The sequence below is a fragment of the Acidaminobacter hydrogenoformans DSM 2784 genome (assembly GCF_900103005.1).
In the GTDB taxonomy this organism is placed as follows: domain Bacteria; phylum Bacillota; class Clostridia; order Peptostreptococcales; family Acidaminobacteraceae; genus Acidaminobacter; species Acidaminobacter hydrogenoformans.
Genome location: NZ_FMWL01000001.1, coordinates 302,953 through 320,793, shown reverse-complemented (window position 1 = coordinate 320,793; position 17,841 = coordinate 302,953). Strand labels below are relative to the sequence as shown.

Sequence of the window (17,841 nt, the reverse complement as noted above, 5' to 3'; positions counted from 1 at the left end):
TAGAAAATAGAAAATAGAAAGCCGGAAAAAGGAAGAAGAAAGGAGTCAATCCATGCGCATTCCCTATAAAACCATGCTTGAAACCTTCACAAAAATCCTTGAAAACAGAAGCCTGGCCCCCCAAGACGCGGCCCTCACCGCCGAGATTATGGCCGGCAACAGCCTGGACGGCGTTTACACCCATGGCGTGAACCGCTTTCCCCGCCTGATCCAGTATATTGACAAGGGCTACATTGACATCCATGCCAAGGCCGAATGTATCCACAGCGCCGGCGCCTTTGAACGCTGGAACGGCAGACTTGGGATTGGTGTCTTAAACGCCAGGGCTGCCATGGGCCGCGCGGTCGAAATGGCAAAGACCCACGGCGTCGGTGTCGTGGCTATGGCCAACACCAACCACTGGATGCGCGGCGGCACCTACGGCTGGCAGGCCGCGGACGCCGGCTGCGTAGGGATCTGCTGGACCAACACCCAGCCCAACATGCCCGTTTGGGGCGGCATGGACAAAAAGATAGGCAACAACCCCTTTGTCCTGGCCATCCCCCGCAGCGACGGCCGCCACGTCGTCGTGGACTTTGCCATGTCCCAGTTCTCCTATGGCAAGATTGAGGAGGCCAGACTACATGGGAAGAAGCTCCCCGTCGCCGGCGGCTACGATTCAAGCGGAAATTTGACAGACGACCCGGTCGAAATCGAAAAAACCGCCCGCCTCCTGCCAACGGGCTACTGGAAAGGCTCCAGCATGTCCATAGCCCTGGACCTGATCGCCGCCCTCCTGTCCGCAGGCTTTACCACCGGCGAGATTGGCCGCAACTGTGAAGAAGAGTATGGCCTGTCCCAGGTCTTCATAGCCATTGATCAGGGACGCTTCAACACCCCTGAATATTCAGACGACGTCATAGAAGCCGTCATCCAGGACCTCAAAAGCTCTATGCCGATGGTCCCGGAAACCCACCCCCGCTACCCCGGCGAACGCGACTTCAAGGTACGCATGGAGCAGCTCGAAAACGGCATCGAGGTGGTGCCAGAGGTCTGGGAGAAAATCCTGAAATTATAAAAACAAAAATAGAATGGAGGCATTCACATGATTTTTGGAAATTTAAACAACACAGGCAGCGAATCAACCTATCCAGAACCGGTCAGAAAGGCACTCGCGTATTTAAAAGACAACGACATGTTGGCAATGCAGGCAGGGGTCTATGAAATTGACGGTAAAATGATGTACGTGCAGGTCATTGACACCAATACAAATCACAAGGAAAACAAGCGTCCGGAAGTCCACAAAAATTATGTGGATCTTCAATATTCACCTGCGGGGAACGAATTGATTGGCTTTGTGCCTGACCTTGGAAACTTCGGTTCACAGGAAGGTTATATTGAAGAACGGGATATCCTGTTTTACGACCATGTTGAAAATGAAGTGCTTTTGAATATGACACCAGGCTGCTTCGCCGTTTTTTTCCCGTGGGACGTTCATAGACCTGCTTGTGCAGTCAATGAACCAGCGCCTGTCCGCAAGATTGTCATGAAGCTCCATATGTCCTTGTTTAAATAGAAATGCAGTCAGAACGACACTTTAAATCGATAGTGTATTTAAGGTAGTCTGTCGTTTGACTCAGCCATTCTTGTATGGTAGTATGTAATTGAGTTTAACAATTCTGATAATGTGTTTTTAAGGATTAGAATAATCACGGATTTCTGAACCCTAAGGAGGTAGGCTTTGAAGAATATTTGTTGGGGTATGATTGGGCATGGTTCGGTCACAGAAGTTAAAAGTGGCCCGGGTCTGTATAAATCAGAGCACTCTGAACTGAAGGGTATTTATGGCCGCGATCCTGAAAAAGCAAAGGATTACGCAAAGCGTCATGATGTTAAGCATGTATATGCTTCCGTGGATGAAATGCTGAAGGATCCGGAAATTGACGCAGTTTATCTGCCAGTCCCACCTAAATTTCACAAAGATTACGCTTTGAGGTGCCTGGAGGCTGGGAAAATCCCTTATATTGAAAAGCCCATGGCTCAGACCTATGAGGACTGCCTTGAAATTATGGAAAAGGCAGATGAAAAAGGATTGCCGGTTTATGTGGCGTTTTATCGCAGGGGTATGGAAAAGTATATCAAGATAAAGGAACTGCTTGAGAACCAAACCATTGGGCAGGTTCGCTGTGTTGAAGTCAGGCAGCTGATGCCGCCTGAAAAGACGGACTTTGACAGAGAAAATTTACCATGGCGGTTGTTGCCGGACATTGCCGGCGGCGGCAAGTTTTTAGACATGGGCGTTCATGTTCTTGATATTCTTGATTTTTTCTTTGGCACCATTGTGGAAACGAATGGCATTGCGGAAAATTTAGGCGGTTTATACGACGTTGAAGATACAGTTTCCGCAAACTTTAAATTTGAAAGCGGCGTCATAGGCAACGGCTTATGGTGTTATGTTTCGGACATCAGTGAGGAATATGTTCGCATCATTGGTGATCAGGGGACAATGACCTTTGAAGGTTTAGGCTACGGACCGGTCACCATTGTAAATAAGGACGGCGAAAAACAAATTTCGTTTACACCACCGGAACACGTTGGAATGCCTTATATTCAGACTATAGTCAACGAAATGGCCGGGTATGAAAAAAGTCCAGCGAACCTTAAGAGCGCTGCGAACGTCATAAAAGTCACTGATCAGATCCTGAATGACTATCGCAAACGATACAAACAGAAGTAACAAGAGGCAGCAGCTTGTTATATAAGGAGAATAGCCCATGAGAATTCAATATGATGATATGATCCAGGAATTCAAGCGAATCCTCGTCAGCAAAGGCTTCAGCGAAGAGGATGCTTATGAGTCCGCAAAGCTTTTTACAGAAAACAGTCTGGATGGTGTGTATTCCCACGGCGTCAATCGATTTCCACGGGTTGTGAGTTACATTGACAAGGGTTACATTGACGTCAAGGCGAAGCCCGAGAAAGTAGCCTCCATGGGGGCGTTCGAGCGGTGGGACGGAAAGCTGGCAATGGGCAATCTCAACGCTAAGCGCGCCATGGAACGGGCTGTTGAGCTTTCAAAGGAATTTGGAATAGGCCTTGTTGCCATAGGCAACACGAACCACTGGATGCGAGGCGGCGCTTATGGCTGGCAGGCTGCAAATGCCGGTTGCGTAGGGATTTGCTGGACGAACACTATGCCAAATATGCCTGCATGGGGCGGCAAAGACCGCCGTATAGGCAATAACCCTTTTGTCATTGCGGTACCAAGATCCAGTGGCCAGCATTTAGTCGTCGACATGGCTATGGCCCAGTTCTCTTATGGAAAAATTGAAGAAACGAAATTCAAAGGGGGTCAGCTCCCGGTCGCTGGCGGTTATGACCGAAATGGAGAATTGACTACAGACCCTGAGGAAATTGAAGCAACATGGCGCGTACTTCCTGTTGGCTTTTGGAAGGGCTCAGGCATGTCCATTGCGCTCGATCTCGTTGCTGCGATTCTATCAGCAGGAATGAGCACAACGGATATTGGAAAGAAATGTGAAGATGAATATGGCTTGTCGCAAGTTTTGATTGCCATTGATCCAAGACATTTTAATACAGAGGAATTTACGGATGAGGTCATAAACCGGGTCATTGAAGATGTAAAAGGATCCATACCAGCAGCTGAAGGCTCAAGTATCCGTTATCCTGGCGAAAGGGACTACCAGACGAGACTTGAGAACATGAAAGAGGGTATTCCTGTGTTGCCGGAAATTTGGGAAACCATCAAGTCGCTGTAACCACCAAACACTTTGCAGCAACAACGGCGAAAGCCGGAAGATATAAAACAAACAAAGGGGAGAATCAGATGAAAAAGTATTTGTCATTGATGATGGTGTTACTTCTGGCAGTCGGTGTGTTTGCCGGTTGTGCGCCAAAGGCCGAGGCACCAGCTGAAACGCCTGCAGAAACGCCTGCAGAAGAAACGCTTGAACCGATCAACCTTGTTGTCGCACACAACCAGACTTCAACCGAAAACCCATATCAATATGGACTTGTTAAATTCAAAGAGGTTGTCGAAGAGCTTTCAGAAGGCAATATTACTGTAACGGTCCATAACGGCTCCATTGGCACGAACGAATCAGAACTGATCGAGAAGCTGTCCCTTGGCGCTGCAGATATGGTTGTCGCATCCCCGGGCTTCATGACAGCTATTGGCGTCAATGAAGTGGACATGCTGTCACTCCTTTATCTGTTCAACAGCTTTGATCACTGGGAAAAAGCGCTTGATGGCGAGTTTGGCATGAAGATGAAAGAAGTCATCACTGAAAAAACAAATAATGAATTCCTGATCATGGACTACTGGAGTTCAAGTGTTCGCAATTACTATGGCAAGCAGCCAATCAATGTGCCACAAGACGCTGCTGGTCTTAAAATCAGAACGCAGTCTTCTCCGGTACAACAGGAGTTCTGGGCAAACGCTGGCGCTATTCCGACCTCCGTTGCTTGGGGTGAGCTTTATCAGGCGCTTCAACAAGGCGTTGTAGACGCGGCAGAGAATGACTATACTAACTTTATGCTCCAGGATCACCACAAGACTAAGAATGGCATGTATGTTTCTGAAACTATGCATGACTATACAACTCGACTGCTTCTCATGAACGGGGATCGCTTTGATGCGCTTCCAGAGCAGCAGCAAGCATGGATTCTTGAAGCGATTGACGCGGCTACGGCTGAAGAAAGAGCAGTCACTTACCGTATGCTCGACGAGTCAAAAGTAAAAGTTATCGCTGATGGCGGCGTCGTCAATGAAGTTGACCTCGAGGCATTCCGCGAGTTGGCAATTCCAATTCAAGACAAATATGCCGAGGAAAACGGCATGGAAGCGTTCCTTGAGATGGTACGCGCAATTCAATAAAAGGTTTAAAGCGGTGCAATATGGACTAAAGCTCCATATTGCACCGCACTAATTATTCACAAAAACAATTTTCATTAAAGAGGAGGCTTAACATGAGAAGCCTTGCTAACGCGCTTGAAAAAATCCAAACTATAGCGGGTGCAATCGCAATTTCAATTTTTCTCATAACAGTTATTATTCAAATAGCGGCGAGGTTTTTAAAGGTGCCCGTAATGTGGGCTCAGGACGTCTCTGTCTATTCGTTTATTTGGGCTGTATTTTTGGGTGCGGCAATTGCTGTCAACGGCCATCAGCACTTTGCTTTTGACTCTTTGAGAGATCACTTGAAAGGTCGCTGGAAGACTGCACATGGCATTCTAATTGTAGTTTTAATGTTGATCTTTACAATTGCCATGTCAAAGTATGGCATTGATGTCACGAAAAGATTCTGGAATTATCAATGGGTAAATATACCAAGCTTTAAAATGGGTTATGTATGGATCGCGCTCCCAATAACAGGAATTACAATGACCTTCTATTTGATCACGCATTTATTCGAAAGTATCTATTCTCTTATCAAAGGGGGCGAAGTATCGTGACTGAGGTTCTTCTGATTTTAGCTTTTATAACCTTCATAGCGATAGGGGTTCCAATCTCGTTCTCCCTCGGCCTGGTTGCATTCTTTGGAATTGCTACAGTGCCTGGCATACCAAGCATTGTAATCTTCAACAAAATGTTTTATGGACTCAATTCGTTTATATTGCTTGCAGTTCCACTCTTTATCTTGGCTGCTAATCTTATGAATCACGGCAATATCTCAAAGATGCTGATAGATTTTTCAGTGGCCTTGGTAGGCCATATACGTGGTGGACTGGCGCATTCAAATATTTTGGTTTCAATGATTTTTGCTGGTGTTTCTGGGTCATCTCAAGCGGATACCGCGGGTGTTGGCAAGGTCTTGATTCCCAGCATGATTGAGCAGGGCTATGATGCTGAGACGGCCGTAGGTGTTACGGCGGCTTCGTCGACTATCGGCAGTATCATTCCTCCCAGCATAGTGATGGTCGTTTACGCAGGGATCACCAATGCCTCAGTAGCGGCGCTATTCCTGGCAGGCATGATTCCGGGCATTATGGTGGGACTGTCCATGATGGCCGTCGTCGCAGTTCGAGGAAGGAAATACAATTTTCCAAAGAACGAACGTATTAAATCCGCTGAAATTGGAAAACTGTTTTTGAGAAGTTTTCCAGCTTTGGTAACGCCTGTCATTATAATAGGCGGCATTGTCTCAGGCTTCTTTACGCCGACTGAAGCCGCAGGTGTATCTGCGGTCTACGCGCTGCTTGTGGGCATGTTTATTTATAAGACGATCAGCGTACAAAGCATTCCAAGTATTATTATTGAAACACTCAAGCTAAGCTCCCTGTCTCTGTTTGCGCTTGCTACCGCGAATGCGCTTGGGGAATTGATGGGCTATTATGGCGTCACAACGATTGTTTCAGAGTTCTTCTTAAACGCTCCAGGCGGGATGTACTTGTTCATCACAATTGTTATTGCGTTCTTCCTGTTTATTGGGACGTTCATGGATGGCGTTCCGGCAATGATTTTGTTCGTACCTGTCATTCTTCCGGCAGCAATCGCGCTTGGCATCCATCCTGTCCACCTTGGACTGATTGTCACCATTACACTGTCATTGGGTCTGGTAACGCCGCCTTACGGGCTGTGTCTGCTAATTGCGGGCTCAATTGGAAAGATTGGCATAGAAAGATCGTTTAGAGGCGTACGGCCATACTTTTTAGTCGCACTTTTAGTACTTTTATTTGTTGCGTTTGTGCCGCAAGTGGTTATTGGAATTCCAAAAATGATCAGTCCGAGGCTGTTTTAGGAAATCGATAATTTGAAGCAGTAGGTTTAGCTTTTTCAAATATCACACATTCAGACACTGAGAACATCACGAGGAGGTATTCACTGTGAAACTCCCACTTCAAGTAGATCTTAAAGGAAAAGTCGCTGTCGTCACCGGTGGCGGCGGGGTACTGGGCAGTTATTTTTGTGAAGCCCTGGCGCTCTCTGGCGCCAAAGTCGCCATTGTCAACAGAACGGCTGAAAAAGCACAGGCTGTGGCTGACAGAATCAAAGCTGCTGGCGGTGAGGCTATGGCTATTCCGGGGGATGTTCTTGACCCGGATAGCATGAAGCAGGTAAGAGATAAACTCCACGAGGCTTATGGCACTTGTGATATTCTGGTGAACGCAGCAGGCGGGAATCATCCAAAGGGGATTTCCAGCCAGGAATATTTCCAAATGGAGGATCTCGACAATGCGGAAGGGCGGACGACCTTCTTCGATCTTGATCCAAAGGGCATAGGCTATGTTTTTGACCTCAACTTTATGGGGTCGCTGATCCCATCTCAAATTTTTGGAAGAGACATGGCGGGTAAAAAAGACGCGACCATTATCAACATTTCTTCTATGGCCGCTTATTCGCCGCTGACAAAAGTACCTGCCTACAGCGCTGCCAAAGCAGCCATCAGCAATTTTACCGAGTGGCTTGCGGTACACTTTTCAAAGGTGGGTATTAGGGTTAACGCTATAGCGCCAGGCTGGTTTATCACGGAGCAGAATCGAAAGTTGATGCTCAATGAAGACGGCAGTTATACACCGAGAGCTCAGAAGGTGATCTATAAGTCGCCATGCGACAGATTTGGAGAGCCTGAAGAGCTGGTGGGTCCGCTTCTGTTTTTGGCGGATTCGAAGGCCTCCGGCTTTATCAATGGCATCGTGCTGGCGGTTGATGGCGGGTTCAACGCTTATTCCGGCGTGTAAATCAAAAGGACATAGTCGGACTTGGTGAGTGGTTTGCTCATCAAAAAGAGGCAAACACTTGTGAACCTTTGTATGGAGATAATTATTATAGGTTTGAATAACAAAGTTTGAATCGCGAGTTAGGTGGGGTGGTTATGGTGTTGACGGTAAAGAGAAAAAACATTTCATCTGAGGCGGCGAATGTCGGAGATTTCGTCTATGACCTGCTTAAAGAAAAAATCATTTCACTGGAGCTGCAGCCCGGGCAGAGGATCAGTGAAAAAGAAATCGCCGAAAGTCTTACCGTCAGCAGAACACCCGTGAGGGAAGCGTTCATCAAGCTCTCACGGGAAGGGCTCCTCTATGTGCTGCCTCAACGGGGGACTTACATTTCACAGATCGACTTGAAGCAAGTCGAGGAGGCAAGGTTTATCCGGGAAACTCTGGAAATCAAGGTGCTGGAAATGGCTGTCGATTCTTTTCCAAAGGCGCAGCTCGAGAAGCTGAAAAAGAATTTGGATCAGCAAAAAGCGTGCATGGACAACCGCCAATTTTCAAAATATCTTGAGCTCGACGAAAGCTTTCACAAAATTATCTTCGAAGGCTGTGACAAAGCACAGACATGGAGATTTATCGATATGGTCAACACCCAATACAAGCGGATCCGTCTCCTGAGCTTCACAGTAGAGGATGTGATCAAAAACCTGATTGAGCAGCACACCATGATTTATGAAGCGATTCGTGATCACGACCAGGAAAAGGCATACAAAATAATTACGAATCATATACGTAAGCTGATCTCAGAGCAACAAGCTTTGAAGAAGAAATACCCTGGATATTTTATGTAATCTCAATCTGCCCTAAATCTCCTATAGTGCGACGCTTCAAGTAATGTAAAATTTGGTTATCAGAGCATGAAAATTATGTAAATTTTTAGCGGGACTGATATTGACCAGGGACAACTTGTATGGTAGTATGTAACCACAAAGTCTTGATAGTCATTGAACTATTTGAGAGGAGCGTGAAGCCTCAAATGAAATTGTCATTCAGATGGTACGGCCCAGGTGATCCGGTATCACTGGAACACATTCGCCAGATCCCTGGTATGAAGGGCATTGTATCCGCTATTTACGACGTACCGGTGGGAGATGCCTGGCCACTTCAGAACATTCTGCGCATTAAAGAGATGATTGAAGCAAACGGCATGGATTTTGACGTGATCGAAAGCGTCCCAGTCCACGAGGATATCAAGTTGGGAAGACCAACCGCAAAGCAATATACTGAAAACTACAAACAGTCTCTGACTAATCTCTCCAAAGCAGGTATTAAGACCGTCTGCTACAATTTTATGCCCGTCTTTGACTGGACGCGTTCGACCCTTACAAAGAAACTGCCGGATGGCTCTTTGACACTGGCTTATGTGCATCAGGATGTCGAAAAGATGGATCCTGTAAAGGGTGAGCTCGACCTTCCAGGCTGGGCCACAGACTATACGCCAGAAGAGATGAAGTCGCTGATCGACGCATACGGCGCGCTGACGGAAGAAGATCTTTGGAATAACCTTGGCACTTTCCTCAAAGAGATCATCCCTGTTGCAGAAGCGGTTGGCATTCGAATGGCCATTCATCCGGATGATCCGCCTTGGTCCATTTTTGGTCTGCCGCGGATCATCCGAAACAAGGCAAGCCTGGAGCGCGTCATCTCGCTGATTGACAGCCCAAGCAATGGCCTTGCGATCTGTACTGGGTCTTTGGGTGTTTCTCCTGACAATGACATGGCTGAAATAGTAGGCCACTTCGCATCCCTGGATCGCCTTAACTTCCTGCATGCCAGAAACGTTAAATATGATGCTGACAAGAACTTTGATGAGGTTGCACATCCATCGGCCAACGGGTCACTGGATATGTACGCAGTCATCAAAGCGGCAGTAGCTGCGGGGTATAACGGCCCAATCCGGCCAGACCATGGCAGAATGATCTGGGGAGAAACCGGCAAGCCGGGCTATGGCCTTTACGACCGGGCACTGGGCGCCACCTATCTCGTGGGGCTCATTGAAGCCGCAGAGAAGGAACTTGGATCCAGGTAAGGTAATGTAGAACAATTGTTATTAGTGATTTTACGGCCCTGAGCCGTCTTAAAACAAAAACACCAAACCTAAGGAGGATATCAAGCATGAAAAAGTCTAAATTTTTAGCACTTATGTTAGTGGCAGTACTTATGGTCATGAGCCTTGCCGGCTGCAGCCAGCCTGCAGAAGAGCCAGCGGCAGGCGGAGAAACCCCTGCGGCACCTGCTGAGAAAATCACTTGGAAACTCGGCCACCTTGGCAATGATGAGCACATCTGGAACAAGACCGCTCTGAAATTTGCAGAGTTAGTCGCAGAAAAAACTGAAGGCCAAATCGAGATCAAAGTTTATCCAAACGAATCTCTTGGTAAAGAAGTAGAAAACATTGACATGATCAAGACTGGTGCTGCTGACATGGTCATCTCTGGTGAGTCCATGCAGACTTGGGCACCAAAAGCGGCTCTGATGGCGGTTCCATACGCATTCCGCGACACAGCGCACATGCAAGCGGTTATTGAAAGCGAACTCGGCGACGAAATCGCGGCTCAAATCGAAGAAAAAGTCGGTCTCATCCCGCTCTACTATCACCTCAGAGCGCCAAGAAACCTGACTTCCAACAGACCAATCAATACACCTGCTGACCTCAACGGCTTCAAAATGCGTGTGCCTAACGTGCCGCTCTTCGTTGACGCGTGGAAAGCAGCTGGCGCAGCACCTCAGGCAATGGCGTTCAACGAAGTGTTCACCGCGCTTCAGCAAGGCGTTATTGAAGGCCAGGAGAACCCTGTTGACTTGATCTACAGCGCAGGCTTCTACGAAGTTCAGGACTATGTCAACGTCACAGAGCACGTTAACGGCTGGATCTACGTTCTCGTTGGCGTCAACCAGTTCAACAGCCTCAGCGACGAGCTTAAAGCAGCAGTCCTCGAAGCAGCAGCTGAAGCACAAGTTTATGGCGACTCTCTCTTTGAGGAGCAAACTTCTGAATTCGTCAGCATGCTTGAAGAAAAAGGCATGACATTTAACACAAATGTTGACAAAGCAGCCTTCCAGGCCGCAATGGAGCCTGCAGTCCTCGAGAAGCTCACTGATGAGCAAAGAGATCTTTACCAGCGTATCGTTGAATTCCAATAGGATCACGAAGCACTGTCCAATTTCATAAGCTTTTGCGGCGATTATTAGCTATTGCAAAAGCAACCTTATAACGCATGTTGAATACAAACGCCATCAGATCCAGCATTTCTTCTTAAATTTGGAATGCGACATCGCGATGGCGTTTGTTTTTGCTAACACAAAATTTTAGGAGTGAAGCCATGAAACACATTGATCCACTTGAGAAGGTGCTTGAATTTGCTGCTTTTCTCACTTTTCTTGCATTAATTGCCACTGTTACTTATCAGGTCGTCACACGTTTTGCGTTCCCACAATATTCTGTGGTTTGGACTGAAGAGCTGACGAGATATCTCTTTGTCTACAGCATCGCCCTTGCGGCGCCGCTGGCCATGAAAAACAGAGAGTACGTCAACGTGGACATTGTACTCAACATCATGGGTCCAAAGCTGAGACCTATCATTCAGCTGATTCTGGATGCGTTTTCTGTAGGTCTGTTCATTTTAACGTTCCTTCAAGGCTTAAAGTTCATTGATTTAGGGGTTGGAAACGTCTCCGCGGCCATTGGCGTGCCTATGGTCTTCCCATACGCCTCCATTGCCTTCATGTCCTTTTTTATTGCCTTATATGGCTTATACAATCTGGTCAGGGATATTGCCCGGCTCGCTAAAGGAGGGGAGGTCTAAAAATGTTGACTTTACTACTGTTTATTTCGTTCGTCATCCTGATCTTCCTGGGCATACCTGTCGCGTTTTCACTGGGGATCTCCTCCTTCATCTATCTGATCGCTGCAGACATTCCGCTTGGGATCGCAGCACAGAAGATGTTCTCAGGGATTGACTCCTTTGTTTTAATTTGTATTCCGGGCTTTGTTCTCGCCGGTAATCTCATGAACACGGGCGGGATCACAAGAAAAATCATTGAATTTTCAAATGCCGTACTCGGTTTTATTCGCGGCGGGCTTGGCATGGCCAACGTCGCGGCGTCCATGCTCTTCGCTGGTATCTCAGGGACAGCCCTTGCGGATACGGCCAGCGTAGGCGGCATCTTGATTCCAGCTATGATCGAAGAGGGCTATGAGCCAGATTTCTCCGCGGCGGTCACGGCATCCTCTTCTACAGTTGGTCCCATCATTCCCCCAAGTCTTCCTATGATTATTGCAGGCACTTTGACAGGCCTTTCCGTTGGAAAGCTGTTTCTTGCCGGCGCTCTGCCTGGCATGCTTTTGGGCTTTTCTTTGATGGGGCTCTCCTACTTCATTTCCAGAAAGCGTAATCATCCAAAAGGTGAGAGACAAACGCTCGGATTTATCTGGAAGACCTTTAGAGGCGCATTCTGGGCCATCTTTATGACTTTCCTGATTCTCTTTGGGATCCTCGGTGGCGTCTTTACACCAACAGAAGCATCTATTATAGCGGTTCTTTATGCGATTTTCGTAGGAAAATATGTTTACAAAGAGCTTCAATTCAATCAGATTCCAAAGGTCATGATCGATTCACTGCGCATGACAGCGGCCATCATGGTCTTGGTTGGCTTCGCGAACCTCTTTGCCTGGATTATGGCCAGTGAGCAGATTCCTCAGATGATCGCAGAGACCATTCTCTCGATCTCCACGAATAAAATTATTGTCATCCTGATGATCAATATTCTGCTCTTGTTTGTAGGTATGTTCATGGAAACGATCGCGGCACTGGTCATCCTGTTCCCGGTTCTCCTTCCAGTGGCCACCGGCGTTGGTATGGACCCGCTTCAGTTTGGCGTCATGGCAGTCCTCAATCTGGTTATTGGTCTGACGACACCGCCAGTTGGCGTTTGTCTCTTCGTCGCTGCAGGCATCAGTAAAATTTCCCTGCTTCAAGCATCAAAAGCCATCCTGCCGTTCCTTGCTGTCAGCCTTGTAGTGTTGATGCTGGTCAGCTACATTCCGGCGATCAGCCTTTTCCTGCCTAGCCTGTTTGGGATCTAAGCCATCATTTTGATTCTCTTCAGCAATTAAATTTGAATTGAGGAAGTGAGCGCCATGAAAGCGTTACAAGTTGTCATACCGGGTGAGCTTCAGCTCGTGGAGCGGGAGATGCCGGTTATTGAGAATAGCAACGAAGTGTTGATTAAGGTCAAAGCCGCAGGCATCTGCGGCTCTGACATTCACATTTACCATGGAACGTCTCCTGTCGCCACGTATCCAAGGGTTATTGGACATGAGTTTGTGGGCGAAGTCGTTGAAGCTGGAACCGCTGTGGACCGCGTCAAGGTGGGGGATCATGTCGTCGTTGAGCCTATTGTCTACTGCGGACACTGCTATGCCTGCAGAAACGGGCGGCCCAATGTCTGCGAAAACCTGGAAGTCATAGGCGTCCACCGGGATGGCGGTTTTCAGGAATATTTTAAAATCACCCAGGACAGGGTTCATCTTTTAAGTCCATCTCTGGACTGGAAAGAAGCAGTTCTGATTGAACCGTTCACCATAGCCGCCCAGGTCACCTGGCGGGGAGATGTCAGGCCTGGGGATGTGGTCTGGATTATTGGCGCGGGACCGGCGGGACTCAGTATTCTACAGTACGCCAAGCTGAAAGGCGCAGTATGTATTGTGGCGGATGTGGAGCAGGACAAGCTTGATACGGCTAAGGGCCTTGGGGCGGATCATGTGATTCTGTCGTCAGAGGTGGATCCTGTCGAGAAGGTCTATGAGATCACAGAAGGCATGGGTGCCAATGTGGTCATAGATGCGGCCTGCCTTCCGAAGACCTTTGAACAAGCCATTCAGGCGGCTTCCGCTGCGGGGCGCGTGGTAGTGATGGGGTTTGACTCAAGACCATCGGCCATAGCACAGTTTTTGATAACACGCCGGGAGTTGACGGTAGTGGGTTCCAGGCTCCAGACCTATAAGTTTCCAGAAGTCATTGAGCATTTCCAGGAGGGTCGGCTGAAGCCAGTGGAAATGATTTCCCATACCTTCGCGTTTGATAAGTTCAAGGAAGCTTTTGATTTAATTGAAAGTAAGGCAGAAAAGACCTCGAAGGTTCTGCTGATTTTTGAAGACTGATCCAGGGGAGGACATGAAATGCGGATAACGGATATAAAAGCGACAACGGTCACCGTCCCACTTGAGGCGCCGCTCAGACACAGCAACGGGGTGCACTGGGGCAGATTTGTCAGGACTATTGTCGAGGTTGAGACGGATGAAGGCATCACAGGTCTTGGTGAAATGGGCGGCGGCGGCGAGAGCGCAAAGCTGGCGTTTGAAGGGCTGAAGCCTTACCTGGTGGGACACGACCCGTTCCAGCTGGAGGCGCTGCGCTGGAAAATCTCCAACCCAACGGCAAGCCTTTACAACAACCGGACGCAGCTGATGGCGGCCATTGAGTTTGCGTGTATCGATATAATTGGCAAGAAGCTTGGCGTGCCGGCGTACCAGATCCTCGGCGGAAAAATGCGGGATGAGGTCGAGTTCGCGAGCTACATTTTCTTCAGATATCCAAACGAGAAAACGGGCGCAGGCGAGGTCAGAACCATTGAGCAGGTCGTGGACCATGTGGCGGAGCTGAAGGCCAAGTATGGCTTTACGTCCCATAAGCTCAAGGGCGGGGTCTTCCATCCGGATTATGAGCTCGAGGTCTATAAGGCGATTGCAGCTGCGAATCCTAAAGACAGATACCGGTTTGATCCAAATGCTATTCTCAGCGTTGAGCAGAGTGTGCGCTTCGCCAAGGCCATTGAAGGCCTGAACAACGATTATCTCGAGGACCCAACCTGGGGGCTGAACGGCATGCGCAAAGTCAGGGAGAAGACGCATCTTTCGCTGGCGACGAATACCGTGGTGGTCAACTTCGAGCAGCTTTCCGCCAATATTCTCGATCCTGCAGTAGATGTCATCCTTCTGGATACAACCTTCTGGGGCGGCATCCGGCCTTGCATCAAAGCGGCGGCGGTCTGCGAGACTTTCCAGTATGGCGTGGCAGTGCACTCCTCTGGCGAACTGGGTATTCAACTCTCGACCATGCTGCATCTGGGCGCAGTGCTTCCGAGCATGCCGTTTGCCATTGATGCCCACTATCATCAGCTGACGGATGATATTATCAAGGGCGGTCTGATGACCTATGAAAACGGGAAGATCAAGATCCCTACAGCGCCTGGCCTTGGCGTTGAGCTGGACTATGACAAGCTGGGACAATATTCTGAGCTTTATCAGGAGCTGGGCGGCTATCCGTATGACCGGGATCCGTATCGCAAGGACTGGTACCCTCTGCTGCCTAATATGACGGAGCACTGGGCAGATCCTGCCATTGTGAAGTAGACTTTTTCGAAGTTCTATATGGGAGGCATTAGATTATGACAGTACCATTTAAAATAGATTTATCCGGCAAAGTCGCCGTTGTAACTGGCGGCGCGGGTGTCCTGGGCAGTTATTTCTGCCGGGCGCTGGCGGAATGCGGCGCCAAAGTCGCCATTGTCAACCGCTCTCTTGAAAAGGGTGAAAAGCTTTCTGCAGAGATCGCGGCAGCAGGCGGCACGGCTATGGCCTTTTCTGCGGATGTCCTGAAAGTGGACAGTGTGAAAGCGGCGAGAGACAAGATCCACGAAGCCTTTGGCACCGTGGATATCCTGATCAACGGCGCAGGCGGCAACCATCCGAAAGGCAGCACTTCTGAAGAGTATTTCAACAGAAGCCTCTTAGGGAATACAGAAGGAAAAACCACCTTTTTTGATATGGATCCTGAGGGCGTGGGCTATGTGTTTGACCTCAATTTCCTCGGGACCCTGATTCCATCCCAGATTTTTGCTCTGGATATGGTTGGAAAGACTGACGCGACCATTGTCAATATTTCCTCCATGGCCGCCTATAGTCCTATGACCAAGGTTCCGGCTTATGCTGGTGCTAAGGCGGCAATCAGCAACTTCACCTATTGGCTTGCCGTGCACCTCTCAAAAGAGGGGATCAGGGTTAATGCCCTGGCACCAGGCTTCTTCCTGACAGAGCAGAACAGAACCCTTCTGACGAATGAGGACGGGAGCTTGACCCCAAGATCAGAAAAGATCCTGAACCACACCCCTATGGAGCGCTTCGGTGAGCCACAGGAGCTGGTTGGCACGCTGCTTTGGCTGGTCAGCAAGGAAGCCTCCGGGTTTGTTACCGGCGTCGTTGTTCCGGTGGACGGCGGTTTCCAGGCTTATTCGGGCGTTTAGAGAGGATGTGACTTGAACAGATGAAAGCAGTTTATCTTGAAGCACCAGGTAAAATTTATATGAAAGACATTGAAATGCCGGCGTCAAAGCCAGGACATGCCATTGTCAAAGTAAAGTCCGCCAGCATTTGCGGCTCGGATGTAGGCGCTTACCGGGGACACAATGTCCTTGTCACCTATCCTCGAATTCTCGGGCACGAGGTTGCGGGGGAGATTTTTGAGATCGGTCCGAATGACAAGGGTCTTAAGAAGGGCGACAAAGTCATTCTCGATCCTTATATCTACTGCGGCAAATGTTATCCTTGCTCCATAGGCAGGACGAATTGCTGTGAAAACCTTCAGGTACTGGGGGTCCATGTGGATGGCGGCATGGCGGAGTATTTCTCCCATCCGGACCATTTGCTTCACAAAGTTCCCGAGGATATGTCCTGGGATCTGATTCCGCTTGCGGAGCCTTTGACCATTGCGCTGCATTCCATACACAGGGGCCAGGTCAAGGCCGGTGAGACAGTGGCAATTATAGGTGCGGGCCCCATTGGTCTGATGGCGGCACTCGTGGCGCTGGAATACGGCGCGACGCCAATCCTGATCGATATTCTGGAAGCCAGACTGGATTACGCAAAGTCCCTTGGGGTGACGCATACGGTCAATCCTTCTGAAACTAACGTGGTAGAGGCCATTAAAGATATCACTGGGGGCGTTATGGCCCAAGTGGTCATTGAAGCTTCCGGGGCCAACAGAGCGATCCGCGATACGCTGGACTATGCTTCCTTTGCAGGCAGAATTGTCTTTACGGGCTGGCCAAAGGCGGATACTGAGCTGCCTACGGCTATGATCACCAAGAAGGAGCTGGACCTGAGAGGGTCCCGTACCAGCGCGGGTGAGTTCCAGGAGGCCATTGAGCTGATCTATAGCGGCAAGATCAACGTTGAGGCGACGGTTTCCAAAAACGTGTCCTTTGACGAACTTGCGCAGTCGGTTGCGGATCAATCGGATACGCCGGAGAAGTTTTTGAAAATCATTTCTGTCTTTTAACTTCAACTGGCACAAACTAAAGCTGAGTTGTAGGCAGAAGCTGTCATTCAGATAAATGAGGAGGTTTTTCGTTGAAACGTCTTGAAACCATCAAAAAAATTGTCGATAGTGGCGTCGTTGCCGTCATTCGCGCGGAATCCAAAGAGCAGGGCCTTAAAATTACCGAAGCTGTAAAAAATGGCGGCATCAAAGCGCTGGAGGTAACCATGACGGTACCTGGCGCGATAGATATTATCAAAGAGCTTGCCGAGACTTATAAAGATGAGGATGTCATTATTGGCGCAGGCACTGTCCTGGATCCAGAAACGGCACGACTTTGCATTCTTGCTGGCGCAGAGTATATTGTCAGCCCAAGCCTGAACCCAGAGACGGTGAAGCTTTGCAACCGTTACAGAATCCCAGTGATGCCTGGCATCATGACGGTTAAGGAAGCGGTTGAAGCCCTCGAGCTGGGCGTTGAAGTCTGCAAGGTCTTCCCTGGTAACGCCTTTGGTCCATCCATTATTGGCGCGTTCAAGGGGCCTATCCCGCAGGGCAACTTTATGCCGACGGGCGGCGTCAACCTTGAAAACGTCAAGGACTGGATTAAGAGCGGTGCTGTAGCGGTAGGCACGGGCAGCGACCTGACGAAGGGCGCTAAGACCGGTGATTACGCGCTCGTCACTGAGACGGCGAAGAAATTCGTTGAAGCGGTCAAGGCTGCGAGGTAAAGCGCGAAATAGGGCGAAATTGAGCTCAACTGTATGAAATCGAACGAAATAACGTGAAATTAAGAAATCTAACATGA

Annotated in this window: 18 protein-coding genes; all 18 read left to right on the top strand. The window is 48.8% G+C overall.

From position 1 onward, the window contains the following. Positions 1-52: 52 nt before the first annotated feature. The 18 genes from yiaK (BLP63_RS01415) (at position 53) to BLP63_RS01330 (ending at position 17,764) form a co-directional block, all read left to right on the top strand. Entirely contained in the window at positions 53-1,057 is a 1,005-nt protein-coding gene (gene yiaK / locus BLP63_RS01415; protein WP_092589097.1) for a 3-dehydro-L-gulonate 2-dehydrogenase, read from the top strand. A gap of 27 nt (positions 1,058-1,084) precedes the next feature. Continuing rightward, a complete protein-coding gene (locus BLP63_RS01410) occupies positions 1,085-1,555 on the top strand; it encodes a YhcH/YjgK/YiaL family protein (protein ID WP_092589096.1) in 471 nt (156 codons plus the stop codon). 165 nt (positions 1,556-1,720) lie between these two features. After that, complete coding sequence (locus BLP63_RS01405; RefSeq protein WP_242870744.1) at positions 1,721-2,716, top strand: Gfo/Idh/MocA family protein; 996 nt, start codon at positions 1,721-1,723, stop codon at positions 2,714-2,716. A gap of 37 nt (positions 2,717-2,753) precedes the next feature. Beyond that, a complete protein-coding gene (gene yiaK / locus BLP63_RS01400; protein ID WP_092589095.1) occupies positions 2,754-3,758 on the top strand; it encodes a 3-dehydro-L-gulonate 2-dehydrogenase in 1,005 nt (334 codons plus the stop codon). Positions 3,759-3,826: 68 nt separating this feature from the next. Beyond that, positions 3,827-4,876, top strand: coding sequence for a TRAP transporter substrate-binding protein (locus BLP63_RS01395; RefSeq protein ID WP_092589094.1), 1,050 nt, complete (start codon positions 3,827-3,829; stop codon positions 4,874-4,876). Positions 4,877-4,968: 92 nt separating this feature from the next. Next, the gene (locus tag BLP63_RS01390; protein ID WP_092589093.1) at positions 4,969-5,454 is read left to right on the top strand and encodes a TRAP transporter small permease; all 486 of its coding nucleotides are present in this window, start codon (positions 4,969-4,971) and stop codon (positions 5,452-5,454) included. Then, positions 5,451-6,740 (top strand): TRAP transporter large permease, encoded by a 1,290-nt coding sequence (locus BLP63_RS01385; protein WP_242870743.1) that lies wholly within the window; start codon positions 5,451-5,453, stop codon positions 6,738-6,740. Before BLP63_RS01390 ends, BLP63_RS01385 begins: the two co-directional genes overlap by 4 nt. A gap of 85 nt (positions 6,741-6,825) precedes the next feature. After that, positions 6,826-7,680: an SDR family oxidoreductase gene (locus tag BLP63_RS01380; protein WP_092589091.1), complete on the top strand. Its 855-nt coding sequence runs from the start codon at positions 6,826-6,828 to the stop codon at positions 7,678-7,680. 134 nt (positions 7,681-7,814) lie between these two features. Further along, a complete protein-coding gene (locus BLP63_RS01375) occupies positions 7,815-8,507 on the top strand; it encodes a GntR family transcriptional regulator (RefSeq protein ID WP_092589090.1) in 693 nt (230 codons plus the stop codon). Positions 8,508-8,692: 185 nt separating this feature from the next. Continuing rightward, on the top strand, positions 8,693-9,745 hold the full coding sequence (gene uxuA / locus BLP63_RS01370) for a mannonate dehydratase (RefSeq protein WP_092589089.1): 1,053 nt from the start codon (positions 8,693-8,695) through the stop codon (positions 9,743-9,745). A gap of 86 nt (positions 9,746-9,831) precedes the next feature. Then, a complete protein-coding gene (locus BLP63_RS01365) occupies positions 9,832-10,860 on the top strand; it encodes a TRAP transporter substrate-binding protein (RefSeq protein WP_092589088.1) in 1,029 nt (342 codons plus the stop codon). Positions 10,861-11,039: 179 nt separating this feature from the next. Then, positions 11,040-11,522 (top strand): TRAP transporter small permease, encoded by a 483-nt coding sequence (locus tag BLP63_RS01360; RefSeq protein WP_092589087.1) that lies wholly within the window; start codon positions 11,040-11,042, stop codon positions 11,520-11,522. Between the two features lie 2 nt (positions 11,523-11,524). Then, positions 11,525-12,802 (top strand): TRAP transporter large permease, encoded by a 1,278-nt coding sequence (locus BLP63_RS01355; protein ID WP_092589086.1) that lies wholly within the window; start codon positions 11,525-11,527, stop codon positions 12,800-12,802. Between the two features lie 54 nt (positions 12,803-12,856). Continuing rightward, positions 12,857-13,879: a zinc-binding alcohol dehydrogenase family protein gene (locus tag BLP63_RS01350; RefSeq protein WP_092589085.1), complete on the top strand. Its 1,023-nt coding sequence runs from the start codon at positions 12,857-12,859 to the stop codon at positions 13,877-13,879. 18 nt (positions 13,880-13,897) lie between these two features. Further along, a complete protein-coding gene (locus BLP63_RS01345) occupies positions 13,898-15,130 on the top strand; it encodes an enolase C-terminal domain-like protein (RefSeq protein ID WP_092589084.1) in 1,233 nt (410 codons plus the stop codon). A 35-nt stretch (positions 15,131-15,165) separates the two neighbouring features. Beyond that, entirely contained in the window at positions 15,166-16,020 is an 855-nt protein-coding gene (locus BLP63_RS01340; protein ID WP_092589083.1) for an SDR family oxidoreductase, read from the top strand. A gap of 20 nt (positions 16,021-16,040) precedes the next feature. Then, the gene (locus BLP63_RS01335; RefSeq protein WP_092589082.1) at positions 16,041-17,054 is read left to right on the top strand and encodes a zinc-binding alcohol dehydrogenase family protein; all 1,014 of its coding nucleotides are present in this window, start codon (positions 16,041-16,043) and stop codon (positions 17,052-17,054) included. Between the two features lie 71 nt (positions 17,055-17,125). Beyond that, the gene (locus BLP63_RS01330; protein ID WP_092589081.1) at positions 17,126-17,764 is read left to right on the top strand and encodes a bifunctional 4-hydroxy-2-oxoglutarate aldolase/2-dehydro-3-deoxy-phosphogluconate aldolase; all 639 of its coding nucleotides are present in this window, start codon (positions 17,126-17,128) and stop codon (positions 17,762-17,764) included. Positions 17,765-17,841 lie beyond the last annotated feature (77 nt).

Bases quoted from the DNA above. Each gene is read 5' to 3' on its own strand.
- yiaK (WP_092589097.1), top strand. From the start codon at position 53: ATGCGCATTCCCTATAAAACCATGCTTGAAACCTTCACAAAAATCCTT.
- BLP63_RS01410 (WP_092589096.1), top strand. From the start codon at position 1,085: ATGATTTTTGGAAATTTAAACAACACAGGCAGCGAATCAACCTATCCA.
- yiaK (WP_092589095.1), top strand. From the start codon at position 2,754: ATGAGAATTCAATATGATGATATGATCCAGGAATTCAAGCGAATCCTC.
- BLP63_RS01395 (WP_092589094.1), top strand. From the start codon at position 3,827: ATGAAAAAGTATTTGTCATTGATGATGGTGTTACTTCTGGCAGTCGGT.
- BLP63_RS01390 (WP_092589093.1), top strand. From the start codon at position 4,969: ATGAGAAGCCTTGCTAACGCGCTTGAAAAAATCCAAACTATAGCGGGT.
- BLP63_RS01375 (WP_092589090.1), top strand. From the start codon at position 7,815: ATGGTGTTGACGGTAAAGAGAAAAAACATTTCATCTGAGGCGGCGAAT.
- uxuA (WP_092589089.1), top strand. From the start codon at position 8,693: ATGAAATTGTCATTCAGATGGTACGGCCCAGGTGATCCGGTATCACTG.
- BLP63_RS01365 (WP_092589088.1), top strand. From the start codon at position 9,832: ATGAAAAAGTCTAAATTTTTAGCACTTATGTTAGTGGCAGTACTTATG.
- BLP63_RS01360 (WP_092589087.1), top strand. From the start codon at position 11,040: ATGAAACACATTGATCCACTTGAGAAGGTGCTTGAATTTGCTGCTTTT.
- BLP63_RS01355 (WP_092589086.1), top strand. From the start codon at position 11,525: ATGTTGACTTTACTACTGTTTATTTCGTTCGTCATCCTGATCTTCCTG.
- BLP63_RS01350 (WP_092589085.1), top strand. From the start codon at position 12,857: ATGAAAGCGTTACAAGTTGTCATACCGGGTGAGCTTCAGCTCGTGGAG.
- BLP63_RS01345 (WP_092589084.1), top strand. From the start codon at position 13,898: ATGCGGATAACGGATATAAAAGCGACAACGGTCACCGTCCCACTTGAG.
- BLP63_RS01340 (WP_092589083.1), top strand. From the start codon at position 15,166: ATGACAGTACCATTTAAAATAGATTTATCCGGCAAAGTCGCCGTTGTA.
- BLP63_RS01335 (WP_092589082.1), top strand. From the start codon at position 16,041: ATGAAAGCAGTTTATCTTGAAGCACCAGGTAAAATTTATATGAAAGAC.